General features: G+C 36.6%; 24 protein-coding genes and 2 rRNA genes (1 of these 26 only partly in view). 11 read left to right on the forward strand and 15 right to left on the reverse strand.

What is annotated here, in order from left to right:
• The 8 genes from B154_RS0110710 to B154_RS28295 form a co-directional block, all read right to left on the reverse strand.
• On the reverse strand, positions 1 to 909 hold the full coding sequence (locus tag B154_RS0110710) for a S66 peptidase family protein (protein WP_018614084.1): 909 nt from the start codon (positions 907 to 909) through the stop codon (positions 1 to 3).
• A gap of 253 nt (positions 910 to 1162) precedes the next feature.
• Positions 1163 to 2740, reverse strand: a complete 1578-nt coding sequence (atpA, locus tag B154_RS0110715) for a F0F1 ATP synthase subunit alpha (RefSeq protein ID WP_018614086.1) — start codon at positions 2738 to 2740, stop codon at positions 1163 to 1165.
• Between the two features lie 164 nt (positions 2741 to 2904).
• Positions 2905 to 3468 (reverse strand): ATP synthase F1 subunit delta, encoded by a 564-nt coding sequence (gene atpH, locus B154_RS0110720; protein ID WP_018614088.1) that lies wholly within the window; start codon positions 3466 to 3468, stop codon positions 2905 to 2907.
• Positions 3469 to 3542: 74 nt separating this feature from the next.
• On the reverse strand, positions 3543 to 4037 hold the full coding sequence (gene atpF, locus B154_RS0110725) for a F0F1 ATP synthase subunit B (protein ID WP_018614091.1): 495 nt from the start codon (positions 4035 to 4037) through the stop codon (positions 3543 to 3545).
• 138 nt (positions 4038 to 4175) lie between these two features.
• Positions 4176 to 4445 carry an ATP synthase F0 subunit C gene (gene atpE / locus B154_RS0110730; protein ID WP_018614093.1) on the reverse strand — a complete coding sequence of 90 codons (270 nt, stop codon included), beginning with the start codon at positions 4443 to 4445 and terminating at the stop codon, positions 4176 to 4178.
• 28 nt (positions 4446 to 4473) lie between these two features.
• Complete coding sequence (gene atpB, locus B154_RS0110735) at positions 4474 to 5634, reverse strand: F0F1 ATP synthase subunit A (RefSeq protein WP_051084299.1); 1161 nt, start codon at positions 5632 to 5634, stop codon at positions 4474 to 4476.
• A 223-nt stretch (positions 5635 to 5857) separates the two neighbouring features.
• Positions 5858 to 7654, reverse strand: a complete 1797-nt coding sequence (locus tag B154_RS0110740; RefSeq protein ID WP_245542584.1) for an ABC transporter ATP-binding protein — start codon at positions 7652 to 7654, stop codon at positions 5858 to 5860.
• Between the two features lie 108 nt (positions 7655 to 7762).
• Positions 7763 to 9919 (reverse strand): hypothetical protein, encoded by a 2157-nt coding sequence (locus B154_RS28295; protein WP_157580663.1) that lies wholly within the window; start codon positions 9917 to 9919, stop codon positions 7763 to 7765.
• Between the two features lie 168 nt (positions 9920 to 10087).
• Here B154_RS28295 and B154_RS0110750 point away from each other — a divergent pair, with 168 nt between their 5' ends.
• Both B154_RS0110750 and B154_RS0110755 read left to right on the forward strand, forming a co-directional pair.
• Entirely contained in the window at positions 10088 to 10771 is a 684-nt protein-coding gene (locus B154_RS0110750; RefSeq protein ID WP_018614101.1) for a response regulator transcription factor, read from the forward strand.
• A 51-nt stretch (positions 10772 to 10822) separates the two neighbouring features.
• The gene (locus B154_RS0110755) at positions 10823 to 11869 is read left to right on the forward strand and encodes a sensor histidine kinase (protein WP_018614103.1); all 1047 of its coding nucleotides are present in this window, start codon (positions 10823 to 10825) and stop codon (positions 11867 to 11869) included.
• A gap of 91 nt (positions 11870 to 11960) precedes the next feature.
• Here the strand turns inward: B154_RS0110755 and B154_RS0110760 are convergent, their stop codons facing one another.
• The 3 genes from B154_RS0110760 to B154_RS0110775 all read right to left on the reverse strand — a co-directional run bounded on the left by B154_RS0110760 (position 11961) and on the right by B154_RS0110775 (position 15168).
• Positions 11961 to 13268 (reverse strand): cryptochrome/photolyase family protein, encoded by a 1308-nt coding sequence (locus tag B154_RS0110760; RefSeq protein WP_018614104.1) that lies wholly within the window; start codon positions 13266 to 13268, stop codon positions 11961 to 11963.
• A gap of 155 nt (positions 13269 to 13423) precedes the next feature.
• Complete coding sequence (locus B154_RS0110765) at positions 13424 to 14089, reverse strand: response regulator transcription factor (RefSeq protein WP_018614106.1); 666 nt, start codon at positions 14087 to 14089, stop codon at positions 13424 to 13426.
• A 422-nt stretch (positions 14090 to 14511) separates the two neighbouring features.
• The gene (locus B154_RS0110775; protein ID WP_018614110.1) at positions 14512 to 15168 is read right to left on the reverse strand and encodes a response regulator transcription factor; all 657 of its coding nucleotides are present in this window, start codon (positions 15166 to 15168) and stop codon (positions 14512 to 14514) included.
• A gap of 328 nt (positions 15169 to 15496) precedes the next feature.
• Here B154_RS0110775 and B154_RS28300 point away from each other — a divergent pair, with 328 nt between their 5' ends.
• The 8 genes from B154_RS28300 (at position 15497) to rplI (ending at position 20703) form a co-directional block, all read left to right on the forward strand.
• Entirely contained in the window at positions 15497 to 15916 is a 420-nt protein-coding gene (locus B154_RS28300; protein WP_018614112.1) for a hypothetical protein, read from the forward strand.
• Between the two features lie 435 nt (positions 15917 to 16351).
• Positions 16352 to 16636, forward strand: coding sequence for a hypothetical protein (locus B154_RS0110785; RefSeq protein WP_026260111.1), 285 nt, complete (start codon positions 16352 to 16354; stop codon positions 16634 to 16636).
• A gap of 14 nt (positions 16637 to 16650) precedes the next feature.
• Complete coding sequence (locus B154_RS0110790; RefSeq protein ID WP_018614116.1) at positions 16651 to 17466, forward strand: sensor histidine kinase; 816 nt, start codon at positions 16651 to 16653, stop codon at positions 17464 to 17466.
• Between the two features lie 54 nt (positions 17467 to 17520).
• Positions 17521 to 18171, forward strand: a complete 651-nt coding sequence (locus B154_RS0110795; RefSeq protein WP_018614117.1) for a response regulator transcription factor — start codon at positions 17521 to 17523, stop codon at positions 18169 to 18171.
• Positions 18172 to 18607: 436 nt separating this feature from the next.
• Entirely contained in the window at positions 18608 to 19480 is an 873-nt protein-coding gene (locus B154_RS0110805; RefSeq protein ID WP_157580665.1) for a hypothetical protein, read from the forward strand.
• A 137-nt stretch (positions 19481 to 19617) separates the two neighbouring features.
• Positions 19618 to 19974: a 30S ribosomal protein S6 gene (gene rpsF, locus B154_RS0110810; protein ID WP_018614123.1), complete on the forward strand. Its 357-nt coding sequence runs from the start codon at positions 19618 to 19620 to the stop codon at positions 19972 to 19974.
• Between the two features lie 6 nt (positions 19975 to 19980).
• Positions 19981 to 20247 carry a 30S ribosomal protein S18 gene (gene rpsR / locus B154_RS0110815; RefSeq protein ID WP_018614125.1) on the forward strand — a complete coding sequence of 89 codons (267 nt, stop codon included), beginning with the start codon at positions 19981 to 19983 and terminating at the stop codon, positions 20245 to 20247.
• A 9-nt stretch (positions 20248 to 20256) separates the two neighbouring features.
• On the forward strand, positions 20257 to 20703 hold the full coding sequence (rplI, locus tag B154_RS0110820; RefSeq protein WP_018614126.1) for a 50S ribosomal protein L9: 447 nt from the start codon (positions 20257 to 20259) through the stop codon (positions 20701 to 20703).
• Between the two features lie 121 nt (positions 20704 to 20824).
• Here the strand turns inward: rplI and B154_RS0110825 are convergent, their stop codons facing one another.
• Positions 20825 to 21658 (reverse strand): 1,4-dihydroxy-6-naphtoate synthase, encoded by an 834-nt coding sequence (locus B154_RS0110825; protein WP_018614127.1) that lies wholly within the window; start codon positions 21656 to 21658, stop codon positions 20825 to 20827.
• A gap of 1 nt (position 21659) precedes the next feature.
• A complete protein-coding gene (mqnB, locus tag B154_RS30680) occupies positions 21660 to 22343 on the reverse strand; it encodes a futalosine hydrolase (RefSeq protein ID WP_018614130.1) in 684 nt (227 codons plus the stop codon).
• A gap of 134 nt (positions 22344 to 22477) precedes the next feature.
• On the opposite strand from mqnB, the gene B154_RS0110835 reads away from it, so the two are divergent.
• On the forward strand, positions 22478 to 22885 hold the full coding sequence (locus B154_RS0110835; protein WP_018614132.1) for a WYL domain-containing protein: 408 nt from the start codon (positions 22478 to 22480) through the stop codon (positions 22883 to 22885).
• A 50-nt stretch (positions 22886 to 22935) separates the two neighbouring features.
• Here B154_RS0110835 and rrf read toward each other — a convergent pair.
• Positions 22936 to 23047: ribosomal RNA gene (gene rrf / locus B154_RS0110840) — 5S ribosomal RNA — on the reverse strand.
• 125 nt (positions 23048 to 23172) lie between these two features.
• Positions 23173 to 25396 (reverse strand): 23S ribosomal RNA (locus tag B154_RS0110845); it runs 660 nt beyond the window's last position.

Below are 25396 nucleotides of genomic sequence, written 5' to 3' on the forward strand. Positions count from 1 at the left end.
TCAAATCTCTTTTAATGAGACAACTTTCTTTCCAACGTGCAATTTATATTGAGCGCCAACTTTCAATACATAATTTTCACGTGTATGGCCGACCGGAAATTTGAAGCAAACAGGGTAGTCATATTCCTTTATTGCATCATAAATAATTTCGTACACATCTTTACCAAAAGGTATCACCGTGTCTTTCATCTCTGTAAATCCACCGATAATCAATCCCTCTAACTCATCAAACTTTCCACTTCGCTTCAATTGGTACAACATTCTGTCAATGTTATATACATATTCTCCTACGTCTTCAATAAACAATATTTTGCCTTTTGTATTTATATCTGAGGGAGTGCCACTTAAATGAGCTAATAACGACAAATTACCTCCCACTAAAACGCCCTCAGCTGTTCCCGTATTATTATATGTCTCTACTTCACAGATATATGTAAGTTTGTTACCGGTAAGCATCAGGTGCAAGGACTGTATATATTCATTGTTATATTCATTGTCGTTAAAAGCTGCAGCCATAGGAGAGTGAAGCGACGCAATTTTGAAACGGCTGTAAATGTGAGAATGTAATACTGTAATATCACTGTATCCAATGATCCATTTTGGATTTTTTTTAAACTTTTTAAAATTTATTCTGTCAATGATTCTCCCTACTCCATAGCCGCCCCGCCCACATAAAATAGCTTTTACTGAATCGTCATCCAGCATCTGCTGAAAATCTTCCAGTCTTTGCTCGTCAGTACCTGAAAAATAATTAAATTGATTCCCAAGAGTTGTTCCTGCTTTTACTTTAAATCCCCACTGCACCAAAACCTCCATGCACGTCTCAGCTTTCTCTTTTGGCATATAACCACCCGGACATACAATACCTATGGTATCACCTTTTGATAAATAAGGAGGGATAATTGTCATAGTACAATAGTACAACAAAACCTTTTGCAAGAAAAGCAGAACTATTTTTAGAAGTAATATCTTTTATTCTTTGTTCCGCTTTCACATCATTATCTAGAAATTCTTATAAGTTTTTTATAGCTCTTTTTAGCTTTATTACAATTCTTTCTTGCTTGTTTTACTTCAAACCTTATTAACCAAAATCAATCTTACATCAAAACAGCCCCATTAAGGGGCTGCTTGCTATTCATTTTATAAAATTTAATGTCTTCTCTTATTTATAGTTTCCTGCTAAACTTTTTGCAAGCTCAACCATTTTAGAAATTGCATCAGCAGGAAGATTACCATTCTTAAACTCTGTCAACAACTCAGGCATTTTATTTTCCAACTCCGTTAAAAAATGCTCTTCAAATTCCTTAACCCTCCTTACAGGAACTTCTCTCAACAAACCTTGAGTACCAAGGTAAATAATAGCCACCTGCTTTTCGACTGGCATTGGTGAATACTGGGCCTGCTTCAAAATTTCTACGTTACGGGCACCCTTGTCCAACACCGCTTTTGTAGCCGGGTCAAGGTCTCCCCCAAACTTTGAGAATGCTTCCATCTCACGATATAGAGCCTGGTCTAGTTTTAAAGTACCGGCAACTTTTTTCATCGACTTGATCTGTGCATTTCCCCCTACGCGGCTTACGGATATACCTACGTTAATTGCCGGACGAATACCAGCATTGAACAGATTACCCTCGAGGAAAATTTGTCCGTCAGTAATGGAAATTACATTGGTAGGAATGTATGCAGATACGTCACCGGCCTGTGTTTCTATTATTGGCAATGCAGTAAGGGAACCGCCACCTTTTACTAAATGACGTATGCTTTCAGGCAAATCGTTCATTTTGCGGGCAATTTCATCTTTTGAAATAACTTTTGCTGCTCTCTCTAATAAACGACTGTGCAGATAGAATACGTCTCCAGGATACGCTTCACGTCCCGGAGGTCTTCTTAATAACAAAGAAACCTCACGATATGCCACAGCTTGTTTTGAAAGATCATCATAAATGATTAAAGCAGGACGACCTGTATCTCTAAAAAACTCTCCCAGAGCGGCACCCGCAAATGGAGCGTAGAACTGTTGTGGAGCAGGGTCGCTGGCAGAGGCCGCAACAATTGTTGTATAAGCCATAGCACCATTTTCTTCCAGCGTTTTCATTACACCTGCAATGGTACTTGCTTTCTGGCCTATTGCAACATATATACAATATACAGGTTTACCTGCATCGTAAAACTCTTTTTGATTAATGATAGTATCAATACAAATAGCAGACTTTCCTGTCTGGCGGTCTCCAATAACCAGTTCACGCTGACCACGACCGATAGGTATCATCGCATCAATGGCTTTAACACCTGTTTGAAGTGGTTCCTTAACCGGCTCACGAAAGATTACGCCCGGCGCTTTACGCTCCAACGGCATCTCATACAGTTGACCTGTAATCGGACCTTTACCATCAATTGGTTCACCTAACATATTTATCACACGACCCGACATGCCATCTCCTACTCTTATAGATGCAATGTTTCCGGTACGTCGTACTGTTGATCCTTCTTTGATTGCTTCCTGGTCGCCCATTAAAACCACACCCACATTATCTTCTTCAAGGTTAAGCGCAATCGCTTTCACTCCATTTTCGAACTCAACCAGCTCACCGCTACGAACATTATTCAACCCATAAATACGGGCAATACCATCACCCACCTGTAAGACTGTACCGACTTCTTCAAGATCAGCAGAAGCATTAAAATTGCTTAGCTGTTGTCTTAATATTGCGGATATTTCATCTGGCTTTATATCAACCATATTACTATGTTTTATCCCTTATCCCCTACTTAGGTGATCCAAAGGGAATATTAAAAAATTTATTTTGTTTTTATTTATTATGCCTTCTTTTATATAAATATCTATTTCTATAGACTGAAGTTGATTAGACTGTACATTACAATAATCATCTCGATATCGAACTCCTATCTAATCTGCTGAACGTAAATGTTCTTGTCAAATTGCGCCTTCAAATCCCTTAAGTCACGCTGAATACTTACATCAACAAGATTATTATCATATTCAAGTATAAAACCGCCGATTATTTCTTCTTTAACCACAGCCTCCAGTTCAATCTCTTGCAACGAAGTTTCCCTTATTATTTTACTTACAATAGATTTTTTTACTTCATCACTTATAGGAGTAGCCGTTGTAAGTTTTACTTTGTGTATTCCTTTAATTTCATTGTACTGATTAATAAAGGCATCAACAATTTCAGGTAAATAAAACTCCCTGTTTTTACGTATAAGAAGCATATTGAAAGTAGATGTCACATCAGAAATTTTTCCTGAAGTAACGGCTGCTATGGCACCAGATTTCTTATCAATAGAAACAACAGGACTTTTTAGCAGACTAACAAATTCACGACTCGCTTTGCAAACCGCCTGCAAATATTGCATATCTCTATAAACACTCTCAAGTTCGTTTCTTTCAACCGACAGGTCTATTAAACTCTTCGCATATCGGCCTGCTAATCGGGGATTAAGCATAGTTAAATTTATAGGTCTATTTGAAATTTTTTAGTAATTCAACCGCACCAATTTCAAATCTTCAAATTATCAAATTAATTAAGAGTTACTATTTCAGCTTGTTGTTTAATAAAATTTTCGTGTTCGTTACGATTTGCCAATTCGCGACGTAATATTTTTTCACTTACCTCAATAACCAATTTACCCACTTGGTTCTTTACATCTGTAAGAGCTGCATTTTTTTGCTGTTGAATTGCCACCTGTGCTTCTGATACTATGCGGTCATATTCATTTCTGGCTTTGTCCTTAGCGTCGCTAATCATCTTATTAGTTGTATCTTTTGCTTCTTTAATCATTTTCGCTCTTTCGTCACGAGCTTCGGCTAATAATGCTTCGTTCTGGCTTTTCATTAAAGCCATCTCCTCCTTCATCTTCTCAGCAGAGGCAATAGCAGATGCAATACTAGTTTCTCTTTCTTTCAAAGAGCTTAGAATTGGCTTCCAGGCAAACTTTCGAAGAATGACTAAAACAACAATAAAAGCGATTAATGTCCAAAAAATTAAACCTATCCCTGGTAATAAGAGTTCCATATAATTTGAAAGTTAACGTATTTTAAAATGCTACCGATATTTATAAAAATTTGAACTTTATTTGAAATTTAATTACTGCATCCGCCGCCCTGTGCTTTAGATGCAGTAATAATTTTAGTGCTGCTACTACTAAAGTAATTACTTCAGTACAGCTAGGATACCTGCGATAACTGCAAAAAGGGCAACACCCTCTACGAATGCAGCAGTCAGGATCATGTTAGCACGGATGTCATTTGCAGCTTCAGGCTGACGAGCTATAGACTCTACAGCACCACGACCAATCTGGCCAATACCAATACCTGCACCAATTGCTGCGAGACCAGCGCCAATTGCACCACCTAAGTGAGACATTGAAAAATTGGTAGCAGCATCATTAGTAACCTGCAACATAATGCTCATTAAAGACATACTGTTTGTTTTTGTTATGATAAAAAATTTATAAAGCGAATTCCTTTTCTCTGTGATCGCGTGTAGGATGAGGATCATGCGGCGCCTGCCCATGATCTACATGCCCGGTCTCGAACGCTTGTCCAATAAATACAGCGGTAAGATTGGTAAAAATGAATGCCTGAATGAATGCAACCAATATTTCAATAAAATATATAAATATTGTGAATGCAAGCGATAAGGGCGAAAATCCAACGCCTGCTACTTTGCTCATTGCACCAAAAATAAAAATAAGGGAAATGAAACAAATGATGACAATATGCCCAGCTATCATGTTTGCAAAAAGACGTATCATTAAAGCCATTGGCTTAATAAACACTCCGGCAAACTCTACAGGTATTAAAATAACTTTTACAAACAACGGAACCCCGGGAGGCCAGAATATATGGCCCCAAAAATGACCATTCGTACTAAACAAAATAACAAGCATTGAAATAAATGCCAGTACCAGGGTAAATGAAATGTTGCCGGTAACATTTGCCGAACCAGGTATCAATCCGACGAGATTGTTTATTAAAATGAAAAAGAAAACCGTTAACAGGTAGGGCATGTATTTTTCATAATTATGACCCAGGTTTGGTTTACCTACTTCATCCCGTACGAAAGTAATAACAGGTTCTACAGCATTTTGAAAGCCAGAGGGCGCCTTTTTTGTGCCATGTGCTTTATATTTTCCGGCAATGTTAGTCATTAGCAATATCAATAGTAATACAGCAATGAACATTTGCACTACATTACGGGTCAGTGAGAAATCATATACTTTTACACTCTCATCTACATTACCTTCCTCATTCACCGCCTTCACTTTATCATGTTCCATCTTATAGCCTTTGTAAGCAGCATGTCCATGTTGAAAACTTGAAGACATAAAAGCGTCAAATCCTCTCTGGGGAGAAAATAAAATGACTGGTAAGGGAATAGATACCGGATGACCATTGTGTTCACCAAAATGAAACTCATGGTTATCCATGACGTGCTCCATTATCAGTTTAGCCGCATCAATTTTTTCTTCGCGTGGTACAGTTGTACCATTTTCAGTTATCTCAGCTCCGTTATTGACCTCATGTTGAGCAAACGTAACATTAGATAATAACATCATAAATATGCTGAAAACCGCTACCACAAAAGATTTGGTCCACTTTATTGTCATACCTGCTCTCAATTTTGGCGCAAATATACATCTTGAAAAGGGAAAAAAGCACCTGAAAAATGAAAATGTGAGAAAAGAATTACCTACGTCCCTGTATAAATCCTCCATCTTTCCAAACACATAATATCTGTCTTGTTTCTAAAAAGGTGCGACTGTTATATTGAAACGGATTTATAAGTGATTGGAGAAAAGTTTTACCGCTACATTAACCTGTAGTTCCTTATTATGCAAAAGCTTTTTGTTTTTCTAACTGCATGTTATACAAATTAGCATAAAAGCCACCTTTTGCCAATAGCTCTGTGTGAGTACCTATTTCTTTCAGTTCACCTTTGTCCATAACTATGATTTTGTCAGCTTTTCTGATCGTTGACAACCGATGGGCAATGATGATGGACGTACGGCCGGCAATAAGCTTATCAATAGCATGCTGAATCAGACCCTCACTTTCTGTATCGATAGAAGAAGTAGCCTCATCTAAAATAAGGATAGACGGATTATAAAGTAGTGCTCGTATAAAACTGAGCAGCTGACGCTGACCGAGGCTTAATGTGCTGCCTCTTTCCATAACATTGTAATCGTAACCTTCGGGCAAGCTCATTATAAAATCATGAACTCCTATCATTTTTGCAGCTTCAACTACATGTTCTTTTAATATTTCAGGATTTCTAAGAGTAATATTCTCAAGAATACTTCCGGAGAAAAGAAATACATCCTGCAATACTACTCCTATCCGGCTTCGAAGTATATCCAGCTTGTAATCTTCCACTTTTATATCATCTATCCTGATTTCGCCTTTTTGTATATGATAAAGACGATTGAGCAAGCTGATAATGGATGTTTTTCCGCTTCCGGTATGACCTACAAGCGCTATCGTTTCGCCAGGGGCAGCAGTAAAGGAGATATTCTTTAATACGTATTGTTCTTTCACGTATGCAAACCAAACCTTTTTAAATTCCACTTTACCCTTAATTACATCGGGTGCAAAAGTTCCTTCAGATTGCACAACGTCTAGATTATCAAGTACCTTAAACACTCTTTCACTGGCCACCATTCCCATTTGAATAACGTTAAACTTGTCAGCAATAACCCTTAATGGCCGGAAAATCTGGTTGAGATAAAGGATGAATGCAACAAGCAAACCTGCATCGAGTTGGTTGCCCGCTATCCACCAGACAAGTAAGCCCATACTTACTGCAAGGACCACTTCTACCACAGGAAAAAATATAGAATAAGCAAAAATGGCACGAATATTTGCGTCGCGGTGTTCTTTATTTATTTTTTTAAATTTTGTAAACTCTCTTTCCTCAGCAGCAAATGCCTGTACTATCTGCATACCTGTTATATGCTCCTGTACAAATGCATTCAATGCAGCGACGGCATTTCTCACCTTCATAAAGGAGCGGTTCACACTTTCTTTAAAGTAATAGGTCGCGATGATTAATATTGGGAAAGGAATAAGACTAATAAGGGTGAGTTTCCAATCCATATAAAACATAATGGCCAACGTAAATATGATCGACAGCAGATCAGAAATAATCGGTATTAACCCATCGGAAAAAATATCATTGATACTTTCAATATCATTTATTGTGCGTGTAGTTAGGGTGCCAATAGGTGTTTTATCAAACTGAGAAAGGTTTAAATTCATTATTTTTTTATATACAACAACCCGCATGTCTTTTACCACGCTCTGGCCAAGCCAGGAAGTAAGAAAAGAAAACACAAATCTGAAAGTGGTTTCAATAAAAAGAAATATTATCTGAAAAAAAGTGACCGCAATAATAAACCTCGTGGCATCAGATACATTAGCATTGAAAAGAAAAAATTTTAGCCAGCCAGGCATGTGTAAAGCTTTACCAGTCGCAACATCTACAGTAAGGTTAATAAGGTATGGGCGTACAGGGGCAAACACTGCCAGCAGTATAGAAAGTACGATACTGAGGACCAGGTATGTATTATATGGCCTAACAAATTGAAAAACCCTATTTAAAAGAGAGAAATCAAATACCTTTTTTTTCACTTCATCTGACATAACACTGCAAAAATATCATTAACGTTATAAACTGCTAAAAGAAAAAAGAGAGCCGCTGTTCAGTCGCTCTCTTTTTGTCATTACTTTTTTTAAATATTACCCTTCCATCACTTTATTATAGGCCATTAGAAAAAGAGCACCAAGATTTTTATAAGGCGGTACATAATCTTCAAAAAGATTATTATTCTTTAATTTTTTACCAAAGCTCTTCCACATTTCCGGCCAGTTCAGATCTTTTCCCTGGCGAAGAGTTTCTGTAATACTCATTATCATAGGACCGTTTACAGTACCACTGCCTACTTGTTTACTAGCAATAATATGGGCATAAGGGCTAATACTTAAGACCCGGTTAACATTCTGATACCCTCCACAACTTCCTAGAAAAATAACTTTAGAAGTAGGAAACAATTGAGCTATGGTAGAAGACACATGATAGCTGTGACCCCTGTGAATAACAATTGTCGGATTGATATCATTATCTGTAAGATAAGAATCTAAATCGTCTTGTGCCTTTTCATCTAGCCCTTCTTTTTCGTCGAGTGGCCTGTTAGCATAAATAACCACGGGTACTCCTTTTGTAGAACTCACTTCTACCCATTCCTTTTTATTTACTATTTTCCAACCGGGTATATTATAAGCGGACTTAAACAGGTTAAAGAAGGTTAATCCGTCTTTATCGCCATAAAAAAACTGTTGTATAATTATTTTGCCACCTTTATCTCTAAGAGACTTATTTGAAACTGTATAAATAGGTGGAATACCAAATTTTGCAGATATATCTACCTTACCAGCAGAATCAAGACTAAGAAAAATAGTGTTTAGAAGATCATAAATAGTTCGTCCTCTTTTGTTATCCTCATTTGTTTGCTTATTTATATTTGTCTGAACCTCATTTAAAATAAGCCTCCGTAAATTATCGTCGGAAATGCTTGCATAACTGTCAGCAACGTCCACCGCATCCTCCAGGCTGTTCGTTCGGTCCAACCCGCTTGCAAAAGCCCGCATTAGAATTTCTGCATTACCCTTTTCCATCCGTTTCAAAAAATCATCGAGCGTATTATAATTAGCGGCCATTTTTATAAACTTCTTAAAACGATCGAAATTTACGCTCATCAGCAAGGTATCGCTGTTTGGACTTTTCATTCTCTGAAAAATACGCTCGTAAACCTTTAAATAGCTGCTCGTATATATTTCAGTTTCGGCCATCACGCATAAATAATATAGCTCCTGTGCATTTAATGGCTCCACTTTCTTCATTCTTATATTATCAGGTTCATCATGTAGCCCATTAATTTCATTTATGAACTCCTCAACAGCCTTTTGTTTCAACATACCCGTTAAGGCATTCATAGCCATTGGGGTATCGCGTCTACGCAATCTCGCGGTATAATCAATCTCAGTATTAACAAGCAGGCTATAATATTTGTATGCACTTTCTTTAGCCTTACCAATTTCCTCCATAGTAATTTTTCCTTTTGAAAGATTATCAAGAAAAGGAAAATACATACGGCCTTCATTTATATTTGCCAGCTTAGTGATTGTACGGACTAAAGAATCATCTATTTTTTGAATTCTTCTACCTAGCGGAGTAGTCGATTGAGCATATGTGTAGATATCTTCCTGGTGGGTGTGCGCAACTATTTTCAAAAGGCTGTCAGCAAAACTAACATTTGGATTTGATCGCAGAATTGGCAAAATTCTTTCCGGGTCTTTCTGACAAATCTTTAAGAGAACTATTTCTTTGCTTTCAGCTAACCCGGCATTTTTCTGAAAAGGAAAAACTTTCAATAAAATACTTCCTATCTCTGGTTCTACATCTTTTATTACCGGTGTAATAGCAGCTTGCTTTAATTCAAGATCCATAGCATTCTGAAAAGCATCAACAAGAACCGGCAACTGGTCTGCCTTTAATTCTTTTGCTTTGTACCCTGCTATATAAGAACTTAAGATTTCATTTAAACCTCGTAGAAATCTGACTTTTTGATTTGCGTCAAGATCTTTGTCTAGTTCAATGCTATCCTGAATGCCATCAATTTTATTGTAAAGCGTGTAGCCCACCTGCAAGTTCACTTCCTGGTCGTTACCAACATTTAAAGACCTATCTTCCTTTTTATCAAGTAAGTCTATTTCTTTTTGATTCTTATCGATATTGTCGTGAAATACCTTCCGTATTAAAGGAACAACTGGTGCAGGCTGAGAATATAATTTAGCGGAAAAAGCAAAAGGCAGTAAAAACAGTAAATATTTTAGCATATGAGACATCATCATACAAAAATACTACCAAAGCTTATGCAACAATTTAATGTTTTTTCTTTTAAGATTTCATTTTATTACCTTTAAAAGCAGGAGTTAACAATTATATAATAGCAGTTATACTCTTTCCCGATGCCTTAAAATTATTTTTGTGTAAATATATTGTTAATGGAATCTAATTTGAAGAAAGTATTAATTGTTGATGATGAAGCTGATATACTGGAAATAATTTCTTACAACCTGGTTAAAGAAGGATATGAAATACTGACTGCAAAAAACGGCCTTGAAGCTTTAGAAAAAATAGGTCCTTTTAAACCCGATCTTGTCATTCTCGATATAATGATGCCCAAAATGAATGGTGTTGAAGTTTGTAAGATTCTTCGCTCCAAACCTGATTATAACGATACACTTATTATTTTCCTCACCGCTCTTAACGATGAATCCTCGCAAATAAAAGGTCTTGAAACAGGTGCCGATGACTACATAAGTAAACCAATAAGTCCTAAAGTACTGGTAAGTCGTGTAAATGCAATTTTCCGGCGTTTAAACAAAGAAGAAGGAAAAACCCTAAAACTGGGAAATATGGTTATTGACCCGGAAAGATTTATGGTCACTTTAAACGGAAATGATATTGTACTTGCGAAAAAAGAATTTGAGTTGTTGTACTTACTTGCATCCAAACCGGGAAGAGTTTTTTTGAGAAACGAAATTTTAAGCCAGGTCTGGGGCGCCGAGGTTATTGTCGGAGACCGCACCATTGATGTTCACATTAGAAAAATAAGGCAGAAGTTGGGAATTGATTGTGTAACTACCGTAAAAGGTGTTGGATATAAGTTTGAAATGCAGGACTAAAAATATAAACAAGGGTTAGAAAAAACTGTTATCCTTTCGTAAATTCGTGTAATGCTTGCAACTAAAAATCTTTCACCCCAACAGCTATCCTTATATACAGCCACTATACTTTCCGTTCCTATTACGCTCGGTTATTATTTAATGCATCCAATATGGTGGGTGGCACTTCTTGTGCTTATCATTATTTTTATCGGAAGTTTTCTTCTAATTCAGTTTACACTCGAGCGTTTTATCTATCGAAAAATAAAATTGATTTACAAATTTATTTACCAGACTAAAGCTTCAAAACGTGAAGAGACATATTATAAATATTTACTTCCACAAAAAAGTATTGATGAAGTACGGGAAGATGTAGAAAAATGGGCAGCGCAGCAAAAGGAAGAAATTGAAGTGCTTAAAACCAACGAAGCTTACAGGAAAGAGTTTCTTCAAAACCTTGCTCACGAATTTAAAACACCCATTTTTGCTGTACAGGGGTATGTAGATACACTGCTGGACGGCGCTTTGGAAAACCCTGCAGTAAGCAAAAAATTCTTAGAAAACGCAGCTCGTAACATTGCCCGGATGGTGACACTTGTAAGTGATCTGGATGAGATAACAAAACTTGAAAGCGGTGAACAACCTTTACATAAAGAGAATTTTATAATCCAGGATCTTATTAAAGAGGCCTACGACTCACTCTCAATAAAAGCATCAGATAAAAACATAAAAGGCAGTATAAAAAAAGGTTGCGAACAACCAGTATCGGTGTTTGCGGATAAGGAAAAAATAAGGCAGGTCATTATAAATATTGTCAGTAACTCTATAAAGTATGGTAAAGAAAACGGACATATTGTAGCAAGCATTTACAAAACAGATGGAAAACATGTGTTGGTAGAGATAAGTGACGATGGAATTGGTATTTCTGAAGAACATCTTCCAAGGATTTTTGAAAGATTTTATCGCACTGATGCCGGCCGCAGCAGAGATGTTGGCGGCACCGGTCTTGGCCTTGCCATATGCAAACACATTATTGAGGCGCATGGCCAAACCCTGCACGCGCGTAGCAAGCCTGATATAGGTACAACCATTGGGTTTACGCTTGAGGCAGCAAAGTAAAAAAACAAAACCACGTTTTTAATAAGCCTTGAGCTGCTTACAAATCATAAGGTTCTCCCTAAACGTTTATTATAATTCCTGGAGATTTTGCTTATCGTAAAGCCTTTCCAAATACCTCTAGTGCTCTTTTACGTGCAAAATCATGGTCAACCATTGGCATAGGATAAGTAAGCTCATTTAGTTCGGGTACCCATTTTTTTATATAAGCAAGATCTTTATCAAATTTGGTGGTTTGCAAATGCGGATTAAATATGCGAAAGAAAGGTGCGGCATCGCAGCCACTTCCCGCTGCCCATTGCCATCCCCCATTGTTAGAAGCAAGTTCATAATCCAACAGCTTTTGAGCAAAATATGCTTCACCCCATCGCCAATCTATTAGAAGATGTTTAGTTAGAAATGAGGCAACAACCATTCTTACCCGGTTGTGCATAAAGCCTGTGGCATTTAGCTCTCTCATGCCTGCATCTACAATCGGAAAACCTGTCATTCCTGCACACCACTTTGTAAATTCTTCCTCATTATTACGCCATTCTATTTTCTCAAATTCAGGTCTAAAAGCGTGTCCTTCACCCACTTTCGGAAAATGCCATAATATCATCTGGTAAAATTCCCGCCAGATTAATTCATTTAAATAAGTATCGTTTAACCCCTTGGCAAGCCTTGCAATCTCCCTGATACTTACTGTCCCAAAACGTAAATGCACCCCTAGCCTGGATGTACCATTTTCAACACCGGGAAAATCCCTGGTTTCACCATACTTTTTTATTATCTCATCTTTTAGCTCCTTCGAGGGAAATGAATAATTAACTCCTCGAAAGCCCATACTTTCCAATGATGGTATTTGATTCGGTGGCTGGATAAAAAAGTTTTTGAAAAATTTTTCTGTCGGATAAGATGAAAGAAAAAAGTTGTTGAGCTTGTCTTTCCATCTTCTGCTATAAGGAGTAAAAACAGTATAAGGGCTATTATTATCTTTTACAATTTCATTTTTTTCAAATATTACCTGGTCTTTAAATGTATGAAAAGATATTTTTTTCTCTTGCAGAATGTTCGCTATATCGCCATCCCTCCTCTTTGCGCAGGGTTCATAATCGCGATTAGCAAAGACCTTTTCGATCTGATAACTATCTGCAAGTCCTTTAAATATTTGATCGGGAAAACCATAAAACACTTCCAGTGTGCTGCCAAGCGCAAGTAACTGTTGATGCAGTTCCACGATGGCGGCATGAATAAATGCTACCCGCCTGTCAGCTTTATCTTCTAACTGACCTAAAATATTTCTGTCAAATATAAATACAGGTACTACAGGCTTACCTTCTTTTAAAGCATAAAATAAGGCGGCGTTGTCGTGAAGGCGCAGATCTCTTCTAAACCAAAAAATATTTACCTCGGCTTTCATTCTTTCTATTTACCAACAATTTTCATGGCAAATAGTTGAGAAATGAGAAGTTCTGATTTTTGAAAGCGAAAAATGGCAAGAAAGCTTATTAAAGGATTTTGCACAATAATGATGCTATGAGAATAACAGCCGGTATTAAAAAATACTATTTTTTGTCACTCTGCAATTCCGTGTTTTACTGCATATAAAATTAAACCCGCTGTACTTTTTGCCCCTGTTTTAATTTTAAGGCGATCTCTTATTGCTTCGACTGTGCGAGGACTTATTTCAACAATATCAGCAATTTCTTTGGTGCTTTTTTCATCGCACATTAATTTTAAAACGTGAATCTCTTTATTACTCAATTCAGCATCATCGGGTAAATGCGGCTCAACGGGTTTCCTGTTTCTAAGTCCGGATAACATTGCCTTATTTGTATAATCATTAAAGAAAAATTCTTTTGTATACACCGTTTTAATAGCTTCATAAATGGTTTCGCTATCGCTGTTTTTTGTAAGATAGCTGTTGGCCCCGATTTCCATCAGCTTGCTTATCATTCCTATATCATCATTCATGGTGAGCATAATCACTTTCGCATTTGGCAATAACTTTTTCACCTCAGGCAAAGTTGTTATACCATCCATAACCGGCATTTGTATATCAAGAAGAATAATATCGGGCTGAAGAAACCGCAGAAGTTTAAGCAAATGCACTCCATTTTCAGCTTCACCAATAACCTCTATATCTTTATAATAGGACAAAGAGGTTTTAACACCAGTTCGAAATACAGCATGATCATCTGTAATTAAAACTTTTATTTTACTGCTAGTATCTTTATTCATTCTGCAATAAATATATTCTTTTTTGTTAAGTTGTTAGAAGTACTGAAAGGTATTTATTTCTTTTCAATAATGTATCAACCATTCCTTTTAAAATTGAGCCACTTCGTAAAAATACTATGCCAATTTTTAGTATGAATACGGTTAAATAAGTATTATTTGAAGATGTAAAATCGAGCAATTTTGCGCGTAATTAACGCGTGATAAGTAGTTACTTTTGATTAAGATAACAGTAAAAAATTAAGAGTTCGCATTTTGAAAGTGTATAGAAAATAAATTACCTGTTTCTAAAATTTTAACAAGAAAAGCAAGGCCCTGTTTACGATCCAATAATTTAAGAAAAGCCATATTTCCAATCTTAAAAACTCCAATTAAAGAACCGGCCTACTTTTAGTAGGCCGCTTTTTTTAACAGCATCTTCGCCACTAGGGGTGGAGAAGTTTGTTTCTGATACCATACATTAATAGTCCTGCAATAGTTTTTGCACCAACTTTTGTTTTCATATTTTGGCGGATAGTTTCGACCGTTCTGGGACTTAAAAAAATTTCTTCAGAAATTTCTTCTGTTGTCTTATCCTCACTTATAAGTTTTAAAATTTTAAGTTCTTTGTCGTTGAGCTTAACAGGGTGGGGATAATACCTTTTTACTGATTTTTTTTCTTGTAATTTAAATAACACCGCCGTATTTACCAGTTCGTTGAAATAAAAATCATCATTCATACATGCAAGAATAGCCTTATAAATTTCATCTCCGTCAGTACGTTTCGTAAGATAGGCATTTGCTCCATATTCCATCATTTCCCTTATAATTTCATAGTCATCGTACATGCTGAAAATTATGATCTTTAAATCCGGATATTCTTTTTTTATTAACTGCAGATCCTTAATTGCATTGGCACCAGGGTCTCTTATATCCATCAATAACACATCGGGCGTTTTAAGTTTCAGCTTTTTTGTAAGCTCTTTACTGTCTTCGGCTTCCCAAATTATGCTGATATAATCCCGGTTTTTCATGGCCATCCTAATCCCATCTCTGAAGATTTTAATCTCATCTGCCAATGCCAGTTGAATCAGCCTCTCCATAAGTTGGTACTTGGTTTAAAATATTTCTAAACAGTTAGGATAAGATAATACAAACTTCTCGTAAACCATAGCACAATATTATAAGTAATTCCCTTAATCGAGGTGCGAATTTTACTATCGCCGAGACAGTATTTTTACTGTAATTGAAAGTAATTTTACTAAAAATGGCATTTTGCTCAGTTTTCTTCATCCATTCAACTACCTACTTATCAACAAGTTGTAAAACAGCTTACCTTTTTTTGAGAATATCTCCTCTTGTACACGAATAGCAGAATAGGAAATTTGCTTTATAGTTTTTTATTTAATAAACCTTCAAAAAATTTCATCTATGACTAACACAGAGCTTTATGTAGTAAAAGGAAAAGTATTCGAGCAAAAAAAAGGTTATTCTACACAGGTAGGTGAAGATATTGGTTACGAAAAAGGCGCCAAAATGATCAAAACTAATTTTGATCAAAGCCCAGATGACGTTTTAGCTCACTTTATGGGTAGAGATATTATAGAGGCTATTCTTGCTCAGCCTGGTGTTGCCGGTATTCGTATGTTTCATGCAGTAAATGAATTAGGGCTACGCCAGTTGGTTTTGGTAGGAGCTGATGAGAAAGGAAAAAATATTTTAAGTTATAGTACTGTATCTGACAATGGAGAAATCATAAAGAATAAAGGTATTGTTGCTGGTGGTGTCAGATGTTGCCCACCGTATTGCGATGGTAGCGATAATCCGAATGGTACAGGGTCATGGTATTAATAAATCTGGCGACAGAGTTTGGTTCAAAAAGTAATTATATTTGAACCAAAACTCTTCTAAATTAATATTTCAGAAACCATAAGAAGTGTTTCTGTTTATACAGAAATCTTACCAGTAATCTTTTTTTTACTTTCAAAAGAAAGGGGGCCACTAAAAAGGTTATCGGTAATTTTTTTTCTGTTAACCCTGTCTTTTATAAATGATGTTTATTCGCTTTACTTACTACACCAACATAAGCCTAACTTTTTGTTTTATAATGTTTATCAATTAACAGAAACGATATCGCTCTATTATTTTTTTTACCTGATTGTCAAAAATGTCTCTATAAAAAAAGCAATTTTATTCTTAAGTATTCTGTATTGTATTCTCTGGGCACTGTCGTTTTTTAAATTTGGCAATAAAAGTTATTATTCGGGTTGCACAAATCTTGAAAACATGACTATTCTTGCCCTTATCATTTATTATTATTATGAACAAATAATAATAATAAACTCAGCTTTTATATATGCAGAAGCAACGTTTTGGATAGTAACGGCCTATTTTATTTACATCGCAGGTACTTTTTTTCTTTATTTATATATGCCTTCATTAAACAATGCAGAACAGGAACAGTATTATGTACTTAATTACATTTTCACTATTATAAGGACACTTCTTATTTGTGTTGCCTTATTTGTAAAACCCGGTTCTAATAAAATTGATAGAAATAATTTGATATAAAGACAAGGTCATCAATGATTATATTAATTACAGGATTATTTTCTACGTTGTTATTAGGCACTATTGGAATGCTGTTGTTAGCAATTACCCTTATTGTTTTTATCATTTTTCACCAGAGAAGGGTAATCTTATACCAGCTAAAAATGCAACAAATGGAAGCTGAGCAACAAAAAGTTCTCCTTCGCGCGTCAATAGAACTACAGGAAGAAGAACGCAGAAGGATTGCTGCAGACCTACATGACGATGCCGGGCCTTTACTGGCTACAGCAAGGTTGTATCTTTCAGAAAATATGGTAAACCTTGATAAACCGTCGCAGCTTCAAACTATTTTTAGCATCAAGGAAATAATAGATGATGCCATTCAGCTTATCCGAAATATTTCTCATAGCCTGATGCCTCCAACATTAAAAGATTTTGGACTCGAAAGCGCAGTAAACGATTTTTTTCAAAAAATTAATGCATCAGGTTCTATTAATGTTAAATGTTGTTTCAATGACTATACAACGAGGTTAAAAGCAGAAAAAGAATTAATTATCTTCAGAGTTATACAAGAGTTAATTAATAATATTTTTAAACATAGCAACTCAAGCTTTATACATCTTACCGAAGACAATGAAGCTGACAAAATTATTATAACATTGCTACATGACGGCAAGGGCCTGACCCAGGAAGACTTTATACAAAAGTCAAAAAGCAGTGTGGGCCTGGGATTAAAAAATATACAAAGCCGGCTAAAAGTTATTTTTGGAAATATTTATTTTGAGCAGGAAAATAATGAATTTTATTATAAAGTAACCATTGAAGTGCCGAAAGAACCTGAAGAAAAATAAACTTTTATTTCACTTACATTTTCACCATTTCATTTTGTTTTTTATCTTTAAAACATGAGTGAAATAAAAGTGGCCATTGCCGATGATCATAAAATCTTCAGAAAAGGAGTAATTATTTCTTTACGGCATTATAGTAATATAAAATTTGTTTTAGAAGCCGAAAATGGCCAGGAGCTTCTTAATGGACTTACAATAACAAAACCAGACGTTATATTAATGGATTTGAGGATGCCTGTAAAAGATGGAATTGAAACTACAAAATATATAAGCCAACACTATCCTGATATTGCTGTTTTGGTGCTTACAATGCACGAGGATGAACGTTTTGTAGTTCACCTTATGGAAAACGGTGCGAATGGTTACCTTTTGAAAAGCACCGATCCAGCAGAAATTAAAAAAGCAATTACCGATGTTGTCGAGAAAGGATATTATCTGAATAACTTCGTCAACAGAATACTGATAAAAAAATCACAAAACAAAAACAGAATCATTCCATCTCTTAAAAAAGAAGTGGAAATAAGTGATAAAGAAAAAGAAGTAATTCAATATATATGTTTAGAGTTTACCAGTATGGAAATAGGTGAAAAAATGGGAATCAGTGCAAGAACCGTCGAAAGCATTAAAGAAAGATTAATGGAAAGATTTGGATTGAAAAACACTGCAGGTCTGGTTTTTTTTGCCGTCAAAAATTATTTAATAGATTGATTTTTACTTCTAAAACTGTTGCTTGCAAATAGCCATCTTTATATTTTACCTCGTCCTTTTCTCTTTTTTTATTTCTAAAATTCATTTTTTCAAAACGTCCGGAATTGGAAAATGGACGTTGATAGTTCTCTTCTGGATTAAAATAACGGCAGGTGTTATTTATGCTAAATTTTATACTTTACCAAAATACTATGAAGGGTCAGACACCTGGAGATTTTACAGGTTAAGTTTAGCTGAAACCAAAAATCTTTTACACCACCCCTTAGCATTTGTTAAAGACCTTTTTACATACGGTTATAACACGCCTGGAAATATTTTTAGCGGTCAAAATACTTATTGGAATGATTTAAAAAGTAATTTCATAGTCAAACTACTAGCTGTTATTAATGTTTTTACCAACAATAGCTATTATTCTAATATTATTTTTTTTAATTTTTTGTTTTTATTTGGTCTCGTGGCGCTATTTAAACTTTTTCATCAAATATTTGCAGATAGAAAGTTTCTTATCATCGCCGGTATTTTTCTTTTGCCTTCCACCCTATTCTGGTGTAGCGGCATTCATAAAGACGGACTTATTCTTTCTGCTACAGGAATCATTATTTATACGTTTTATAGTTGTATCAATAAGAGGATCTCATTTACTAAAATAAGTATTATTTGTTTTGGTATTTTAGTTGTGTTTGCTTTAAGAAACTATGTATTATTTACCTTGCTTCCTGCACTGTTATCTTGGTGGTTATGCCAAAAATACCCAGGAAACAACCTTAAGATTTTTATTGCTGTTTACCTATTAATGGCCATTTCCGCACTTATTATTTCTTCAATTGTCCCGTCTTTTAATTTTCTTTCCTTTATAGTAAATAAGCAACATGAGTTTTTACTTTTAGAAGGGGGTTCTAAAGTTGATGTACCACAGTTAAAACCCACATTTATAAATTTTATCTCATTTCTACCTGATGCTTTAGATATGGCTTTTCTCCGCCCACATACAAACGAAATAAGAAATATTAGTTACATACCTGCATTTGTTGAAAATATACTTTTACTGCTTTTATTCTTAATTTCACCAATATATTTATATACAACTCAACAAACACAACCAGTAATTTTAGTTTTGTTTATTTTCCCTATTTCTATACTGTTAATTTCGGGATACACCATACCATTTACCGGAGCAATAGTTAGATATAAAAGCCTGGTTTTGCCTTTACTTATAACTCCACTGCTGTGTATAAATGATTTTTTTGTTATAAATAAAATAAGAAGTCGATTTAATTCGTCGAAGTTTATTTTCAAAAAATCTTATTAAAACTTATTTATCTTATAAAATTTCACTATAATACCTTACTTTTGCAGCCCGATTAAATAAAAATCGGGGATTTATTGTATTGAACAAATTCAATAAAGAAAAAATAAAAACAATTTTTAAATCAAAATCAGGGATTAATGAACAATTATGAATTGATGGTGATTTTTACCCCGGTACTTTCTGAAGACGAATTTAAAGCGGCTCAGAAAAAATTCATAGACATCATCACCGACAATGGCGGTGAGATTGTTAGTACCAATCCATGGGGATTAAAATCACTTGCCTATCCCATCCAGAAGAAAACAACAGCAATCTACTGGGTAACGGAATTTAAAGGGCAACCCGACTTCAATGAGAAGCTGAAAATTCAGCTCCTGAGAGACGAGCAAGTACTTCGTTACATGGTGACCAAACTCGATAAATACGCCGTCGAGTACAATCAAAGAAAGAGAAGTGGCGTACCAACAGGAAACGAAAAAGCAGCGGAGGTATAATTTATCATGGCAAAAGCAAATGAGATTAAGTACCTGACAGCCATAAAACAGGAAAAACGTGCAAAAAAGTTTAGCCGTTTTGAAAAATATGGTATCAAGTACATCGACTACAAAGACGCCGAGTTCCTTAAAAAGTTTTTAAATGAACAAGGGAAATTGTTACCTCGCCGATTGACTGGTAATTCTTTGAAATACCAACGCAAGGTTTCCGCAGCAGTAAAAAAAGCCCGTCAAATGGCTTTATTACCTTACGTAACTGATCTTTTAAAGTAGGAGGCCATCATGCAAGTAATATTAATACAAGACGTAGATAACCTGGGAGGTGCCAACGAGTTGGTATCTGTAAAAAACGGGTATGCCCGCAACTTTTTAATTCCTCAGAAAAAGGCTGTAGAAGCTAATACTTCTAACCTTAAGCAGATGGAAGAAAAGCAAAAACAAAAGGCAAAAAAAGAGGCTAAACTCCTTTCTGAAATAAATAGTGTAATTGCTGTTTTAAAAGAATCGCCTTTAAGAATCGGTGCAAAAACCGGCACAAGTGGTAAAATCTTTGGTAGCGTCACATCGTTACAACTCAGTCGTGCAATACGCGATCAGAAAGGTTACGAGATAGATCGTAAGAGAATTACCATTAATGAAGAAGTGAAAGAACTAGGTACACATAAAGCAACTATCGATTTCGGCAGCGGTAACAATACCGAAGTTGAATTTGAAGTGGTAGCTGAATAATGAAGTAACACTTTGTAAAAGAGACTATCTCAATGTGGGCTAGTCTCTTTTAAATTTATATAGGAAATTAAAAAAATCAGTTTAAATAAAATAAACCACCCAAGCCTTTTCAAACAGAAAGCTATGCGAATGTTTCACTTTCATCAAAAGCTTTGGTATTTGCGTGCATACTAGCGTAAACTTCTAAAAGCTTTTTAATTGCTCGTTTACCTTTTTCTCCAATATCAATAGAAAAATCATTTACATACAAATCAATATGTTTTCGCATTATATCTTCACTCATTTCCTGTGAATGTCTACTCACGAAATCCGAGATAACCGGATAATTTTTCAAAGAATATTCGAGGCTCCTTCGGATTAACCTTTCAAGCTTTTGTTTAACCTCTCCGTCAAATTCCTTTCGTACAATTATTCCACCCAAGGGTATGGGAGCTTTCGTTCTCTGCTCCCAAAGTTCTCCCAAATCCATTAATTTAACCAATCTCCTATCCTGGTAAGTAAACCTGTTTTCATGTATTATTACACCAGCGTCTGCTTTACCTGTTAGTACCGCATCCTCAATTTCATTAAATACCAAGAATTGTTTTTTATTTGCTTTGGGAAAGGCATAAGAAAACAACATATGAGCAGTAGTATTTATCCCAGGTATTGCAATTGTACTTCCTTCGATCGACGAAAGTGTGTTTTGATCCTTTGAAATTAATAGGGGTCCAACACCTTTGCCTAAAGCACCTCCGCTACGTAGTAAACTATACTTTTCTAAAACTAGTGGCAAAACACCATAGCTTATTTTACTTACATCTAACTTCCCATTAATTGCCCATAAATTTAACGTCTGTACATCTTCAAGCAACACTTCAAAATCAAAATCTTCGGTATCAATTTTTTTGTTTACTAAGGCATCAAATATAAAAGTATCGTTGGGACATGGACTAAAACCTATTGTAAATTTCATTCTACTTCTTTTTATATTGATTCGTTTTGTATAAATGGTCTATGTACTGCTTTATTGTCTCCGACAAATTTTTAAAGGAGTCTTCAAAATTCCACTTGCTTTTATCTCTTTCTCCAATATAATTGCTAATAGCTCTTAATTGAATAAATGAAGTAGAAGTTTGAAGGCAGCAATAATGAAGAGACGCCCCTTCCATTGACTCAATATCCGGATTATATTTAGCCTTGTATTGTATTATTCTTTGTAGGCGTGTTGTTATTTCATTTATAGTAATACCTGTTACTTCTTTCAATCCCAGAAAATTCAGTTTTTCAATCTCTGGATTTAGTAGCCTTTTCTTAAAAAACGGAAAGCTATCCGGTTGTGCGAGGTTTAGGTCAAATACATCCTTAAAACTGCCATCTTCTTCAACGCCAGTGTCTGCAAGAATATCCTCTTTCACTATTACCACTTCTCCGAGTTTTACAGCGCTATTAAATGTTCCAGCTATTCCTGCCTGAATAATCAAATCAGGCTTACGTTCAAATATTAATTTTGATACGCAAAAACATGAAGGTAACATCCCTACTCCTGTCACAAGAAAGGAAATTTTAAATTTTGCATCATTACCTAAATCATCCGGATTAATAATTCGCTTTATCAATAGTACTTCGTTCTCCGTAGCAGATATTATTACAACTTCCATTAGTGAGGCTAGCCCAATTTATTAGACATATGTGGATGAATCTCAAGAACGTGTTACCCGATATTCAATGGCACCCAATTTTTTTTATAAAGATAGCGAGAGCAAAATAACAAACAGACAGATAATTAATTTTTATGGAACAAACTAAAATAGAACTGATTGAAATTATATGCGATGCGATAAGGCAAAAGCATTTAATATCTTTTTACTTTGAAAGTCAAAAGGGGGGTAAAGATTGGCGGAAAATCAAGCCTTATATGATTTATATTAATGAAAACAGGGAAATAAAAGTTGTGGGTTTACCACATAAATTATGGGATGGCCCAATAAAAGATAGACAACCACGACACTATATTCTTGATAAAATCAACTTAAAACAATTTGAAATCTTATCTGAAACTTTCGACGATCCAGGAGTTGCGCGAAATATGGTTGATAGCACTAAAAAAGTGAAGATAATTTTCCGTTTTATCTATCAAAATGAAGATGAACAGGAAGCGATGAAAAGCTGGATCAACATCAAGGATTTACGTTTGAGTTAGAATCAAAAGACCCTTACGTTTAAAAACTGTAAGGGTCTAAAGAATAATAAATATGGCGGCTACCTACTCTCCCGGTTGGTGTACCAGTACCATCGGCCATGGGGGACTTAACTTCTCTGTTCGGTATGGGAAGAGGTGAACACCCCCGGCAAAACCACCATAAGACATTTGAGTTGTCAGTTTCAGGGTATAAATTGTAAGCTGTTTTAAACTTAAAACTTAATACTTATCACTCAACGCTCTAATAATGTACATATTGGGAAGTCGTAATAACAGAAGTAAAAAAAAAATTAAAGCTTACGGGCAATTAGTACTGCTTGGCTTTGATGTTACCACCTTTACACCTGCAGCCTATCAACGTCATAGTCTCTGACGGCCCTTAAAAGTAAACTCATCTTGAGGTAGGTTTCACGCTTAGATGCTTTCAGCGTTTATCCTGTCTGTACATAGCTACTCGGCATTGCACCTGGCGGCACAACCGATACACCAGCGGTACATACGACCCGGTCCTCTCGTACTAAGGTCATGTCCTCTCAATTTACTAGCGCCCATCACAGATAGGGACCGAACTGTCTTGCGACGTTCTGAACCCAGTTCACGTGCCACTTTAATCGGCGAACAGCCGAACCCTTGGGACCTTCTCCAGCCCCAGGATGTGACGAACCGACATCGAGGTGCCAAACCTCACCGTCGATATGAGCTCTTGGGTGAGATCAGCCTGTTATCCCCAGAGTACCTTTTATCCTTTGAGCGATGGCCCTTCCATTCAGAACCACCGGATCACTTTAGCCGTCTTTCGACCCTGCTCGGCTTGTCTGCCTCACAGTCAAGCACCCTTTTACTAATGCGCTCTGCGTACGATTACCAACCGTACTGAGGGTACCTTTGCAAGCCTCCGTTACTTTTTAGGAGGCGACCACCCCAGTCAAACTACCCACCATGCAATGTCTCCCGGATAGGGATTAGACTCTAAGTAAACGAAGGTTGGTATTTCAACGACCGCTCCACGATGGCTGGCGCCACCGCTTCATAGCGTCCCAACTATGCTACACATCGGTTACTCAAAATCAATGCAAAGTTGTAGTGAAGGTTCATGGGGTCTTTCCGTCCCGTGACGGGTAACCGGCATCTTCACCGATACTACAATTTCACCGGGCTCGCGGAGGAGACAGTGTTCAACTCATTAGACCATTCGTGCAGGTCGGAACTTACCCGACAAGGAATTTCGCTACCTTAGGACCGTTATAGTTACGGCCGCCGTTTACTGGGGCTTCAGTCAGGAGCTTTGGGGTTACCCCCGAACACCCTTCCTTAACCTTCCAGCACCGGGCAGGTATCAGGCTCTATACGTCATCTTTCGATTTTGCAGGGCCCTGTGTTTTTGTTAAACAGTTGGTTGAACCATTTTACTGAGACCACATCACTGTGGTACGCTTTATCCCGAAGTTACAGCGTCAATTTGCCTAGTTCCTTCTCCGCGGCTCACCCGAGCGCCTTAGAATACTCATCTCGACTACCTGTGTCGGTTTACGGTACGGGCCGCATTAGCCATACCTTAGAAGTTTTTCTCGGAGGTCTGATTAGGGACATTATCCACGCTGCCGAAGCTTTGTGGTACTATCAGGTTCGCCATCTCTTGCGGATTTACCTGCAAAAAATATAACTACACCCTTTAACGTGAACATCCGTGGTCACGCAGTCCTTTCACTACCCCGTCTCTCCATCGAAACTAATGCGGGTACTGGAATATTAACCAGTTTTCCATCAACTACCCCTTTCGGGTTTGCCTAAGGACCCGACTAACCCTGATCCGATTAACGTTGATCAGGAACCCTTAGTCTTACGGCGATAATGTTTTTCACATTATTTATCGTTACTTATGCCTACATTTTCTTTTCTAATCGCTCCAGCATACCTCACGATAAACCTTCAACGCAGATTAGAATGCTCCCCTACCGATAACATACCTAGTATGTATCATAGAGCTTCGGTTCATGGTTTGATGCCCGATTATTTTCCGTGCAGAGTCTCTCGACCAGTGAGCTGTTACGCACTCTTTAAATGAATGGCTGCTTCCAAGCCAACATCCTGGCTGTTATAGAAACTCCACCTCGTTTGATCAACTTAACCATGTATTAGGGACCTTAGCTGCTATTCTGGGTTATTTCCCTCTCGGCCATGGACCTTAGCGCCCACAGCCTCACTGCTGCAGATATTTACCAGCATTCGGAGTTTGTCAGGGTTTGGCAGGCGGTGAAGCCCCCTAGCCCAATCAGTAGCTCTACCTCTGGTAAACTTCTATATGCAACGCTGTTCCTAAAAACATTTCGGGGAGAACGAGCTATCTCTCAGTTTGATTGGCCTTTCACCCCTATCCACAAGTCATCCCATAACTTTTCAACGTTAATGGGTTCGGTCCTCCAGTGTGTGTTACCACACCTTCAACCTGCTCATGGATAGATCACAAAGTTTCGCGTCTACCCCCACTGACTAAATCGCCTTATTCAGACT

Origin of the sequence: Segetibacter koreensis DSM 18137 (assembly GCF_000374045.1) — a bacterium.
Classification (GTDB): Bacteria; Bacteroidota; Bacteroidia; order Chitinophagales; family Chitinophagaceae; genus Segetibacter; species Segetibacter koreensis.

What these genes read in the sequence shown, in the direction of transcription:
- B154_RS0110750 (WP_018614101.1), top strand. Translation starts at nt 10,088, where the DNA reads ATGGAATCTAATTTGAAGAAAGTATTAATTGTTGATGATGAAGCTGAT.
- atpF (WP_018614091.1), bottom strand. Translation starts at nt 4,037, where the DNA reads ATGGAACTCTTATTACCAGGGATAGGTTTAATTTTTTGGACATTAATC.
- rpsR (WP_018614125.1), top strand. Translation starts at nt 19,981, where the DNA reads ATGGCAAAAGCAAATGAGATTAAGTACCTGACAGCCATAAAACAGGAA.
- rpsF (WP_018614123.1), top strand. Translation starts at nt 19,618, where the DNA reads ATGAACAATTATGAATTGATGGTGATTTTTACCCCGGTACTTTCTGAA.
- B154_RS0110785 (WP_026260111.1), top strand. Translation starts at nt 16,352, where the DNA reads ATGACTATTCTTGCCCTTATCATTTATTATTATTATGAACAAATAATA.
- B154_RS28300 (WP_018614112.1), top strand. Translation starts at nt 15,497, where the DNA reads ATGACTAACACAGAGCTTTATGTAGTAAAAGGAAAAGTATTCGAGCAA.
- mqnB (WP_018614130.1), bottom strand. Translation starts at nt 22,343, where the DNA reads ATGGAAGTTGTAATAATATCTGCTACGGAGAACGAAGTACTATTGATA.
- atpE (WP_018614093.1), bottom strand. Translation starts at nt 4,445, where the DNA reads ATGTCTTTAATGAGCATTATGTTGCAGGTTACTAATGATGCTGCTACC.
- B154_RS0110825 (WP_018614127.1), bottom strand. Translation starts at nt 21,658, where the DNA reads ATGAAATTTACAATAGGTTTTAGTCCATGTCCCAACGATACTTTTATA.
- B154_RS0110710 (WP_018614084.1), bottom strand. Translation starts at nt 909, where the DNA reads ATGACAATTATCCCTCCTTATTTATCAAAAGGTGATACCATAGGTATT.
- B154_RS0110755 (WP_018614103.1), top strand. Translation starts at nt 10,823, where the DNA reads ATGCTTGCAACTAAAAATCTTTCACCCCAACAGCTATCCTTATATACA.
- B154_RS0110775 (WP_018614110.1), bottom strand. Translation starts at nt 15,168, where the DNA reads ATGGAGAGGCTGATTCAACTGGCATTGGCAGATGAGATTAAAATCTTC.
- B154_RS0110835 (WP_018614132.1), top strand. Translation starts at nt 22,478, where the DNA reads ATGGAACAAACTAAAATAGAACTGATTGAAATTATATGCGATGCGATA.
- B154_RS28295 (WP_157580663.1), bottom strand. Translation starts at nt 9,919, where the DNA reads ATGCTAAAATATTTACTGTTTTTACTGCCTTTTGCTTTTTCCGCTAAA.
- B154_RS0110795 (WP_018614117.1), top strand. Translation starts at nt 17,521, where the DNA reads ATGAGTGAAATAAAAGTGGCCATTGCCGATGATCATAAAATCTTCAGA.
- atpH (WP_018614088.1), bottom strand. Translation starts at nt 3,468, where the DNA reads ATGCTTAATCCCCGATTAGCAGGCCGATATGCGAAGAGTTTAATAGAC.
- atpA (WP_018614086.1), bottom strand. Translation starts at nt 2,740, where the DNA reads ATGGTTGATATAAAGCCAGATGAAATATCCGCAATATTAAGACAACAG.
- rplI (WP_018614126.1), top strand. Translation starts at nt 20,257, where the DNA reads ATGCAAGTAATATTAATACAAGACGTAGATAACCTGGGAGGTGCCAAC.
- B154_RS0110765 (WP_018614106.1), bottom strand. Translation starts at nt 14,089, where the DNA reads ATGAATAAAGATACTAGCAGTAAAATAAAAGTTTTAATTACAGATGAT.
- atpB (WP_051084299.1), bottom strand. Translation starts at nt 5,634, where the DNA reads ATGACAATAAAGTGGACCAAATCTTTTGTGGTAGCGGTTTTCAGCATA.
- B154_RS0110790 (WP_018614116.1), top strand. Translation starts at nt 16,651, where the DNA reads ATGATTATATTAATTACAGGATTATTTTCTACGTTGTTATTAGGCACT.
- B154_RS0110760 (WP_018614104.1), bottom strand. Translation starts at nt 13,268, where the DNA reads ATGAAAGCCGAGGTAAATATTTTTTGGTTTAGAAGAGATCTGCGCCTT.